Origin of the sequence: Pseudomonas sp. GZD-209 (assembly GCF_049310485.1) — a bacterium.
Taxonomy (GTDB): Bacteria; Pseudomonadota; Gammaproteobacteria; order Pseudomonadales; family Pseudomonadaceae; genus Aquipseudomonas; species Aquipseudomonas sichuanensis.
Genome location: NZ_JBMOWQ010000006.1, coordinates 1 through 1,424 on the forward strand (window position 1 = coordinate 1; position 1,424 = coordinate 1,424).

2 protein-coding genes are annotated in these 1,424 nt (G+C 67.0%); both read left to right on the top strand.

What is annotated here, in order from left to right:
* The first annotated feature begins 97 nt into the window (after nucleotides 1–97).
* On the top strand, nucleotides 98–388 hold the full coding sequence (catC, locus tag ACO6VM_RS01520; protein WP_110994971.1) for a muconolactone Delta-isomerase: 291 nt from the start codon (nucleotides 98–100) through the stop codon (nucleotides 386–388).
* 37 nt (nucleotides 389–425) lie between these two features.
* Nucleotides 426–1,352, top strand: coding sequence for a catechol 1,2-dioxygenase (gene catA, locus ACO6VM_RS01525; protein ID WP_422402665.1), 927 nt, complete (start codon nucleotides 426–428; stop codon nucleotides 1,350–1,352).
* Nucleotides 1,353–1,424: the final 72 nt, after the last annotated feature.

Sequence of the window (1,424 nt, forward strand, 5' to 3'; positions counted from 1 at the left end):
TGGGGGGGGGGTGGGGTGTGGTGGGGTGTTTTTTTTTTTTTTTTCCCCCCCCCCCCCCCGCTCCCACAGAAGCAACGACTGACGTAAGGAGAACACCATGCTGTTCCACGTAAAGATGACCGTAAAGCTGCCGGTCGACATGGACCCGGCCAAGGCCGCGCAACTCAAGGCCGACGAAAAGCAGCTGGCCCAGCGCCTGCAGCGTGACGGCACCTGGCGCCATCTGTGGCGCATCGCCGGGCACTACGCCAACTACAGCGTGTTCGACGTGCCCAGCGTCGAGGCGCTGCACGACACCCTGATGCAGCTGCCGCTGTTCCCCTACATGGACATCGAGGTCGCCGGCCTGTGCCGCCACCCCTCGTCGGTCCACAGCGACGACCGCTGAAACCCCCAACGACAAGAACAACACGAGGTACCTGAGCATGACCGTGAAGATCGCCCACACCCCTGATGTGCAGAAATTCTTCGAACAAGCCGCAGGCTTTGGCAATGACGAGGGCAGCCCGCGCCTCAAGCGCATCGTCCAGCGCGTGCTGCAGGACACCGCGCGGCTGATCGAGGACCTGGAGGTCAGCGAGGACGAATTCTGGCTCGCCGTCGACTACCTCAACCGCCTGGGCGGTCGCGGCGAAGCCGGGCTGCTGGTGGCCGGGCTTGGCATCGAACACTTCCTCGACCTGCTGCAGGACGCCAAGGATGCCGAGGTCGGCTTGACCGGCGGCACCCCGCGCACCATCGAAGGCCCGCTGTATGTGGCCGGTGCACCGCTGGCCCAGGCCGAGGTGCGCATGGACGATGGCAGCGAGGAGGGCGAGGCCACGGTGATGTACCTCGATGGCCAGGTACGCGGCCCCGATGGCCAGCCGCTGGCCGGGGCCACGGTGGACCTGTGGCATGCCAACACCCGCGGCACCTATTCGTTCTTCGACCAGAGCCAGTCCGAGTACAACCTGCGCCGGCGCATCGTCACCGACGCCGAGGGCCGCTACCGCGCGCGCTCCATCGTGCCGTCCGGCTATGGCTGCGACCCCCAGGGGCCGACCCAGGAGTGCCTGGACCTGCTCGGCCGCCACGGCCAGCGCCCGGCGCACATCCACTTCTTCATCTCGGCGCCGGGGCATCGGCACCTGACCACGCAGATCAACCTGGCCGGCGACAAGTACCTGTGGGACGACTTTGCCTATGCCACCCGGGATGGGTTGGTGGGGGAGATCACCTTCCGCGAGGACGGGGCGCGGGGTGTGGCGGGGCGTTATGCCGAGATGCAGTTCGATTTCCAGCTGCAGCAGGCCCATGACAGCGACGCCGAACAGCGCAGCGGGCGGCCGCGGGCGTTGCAAGAGGGCTGAGCCAGCAATCGCGGGGGGGGGGAGACACCCCAAAAAGAAAAGAGAGGGGGGGGTCCCCGGGAGAGGCAACCC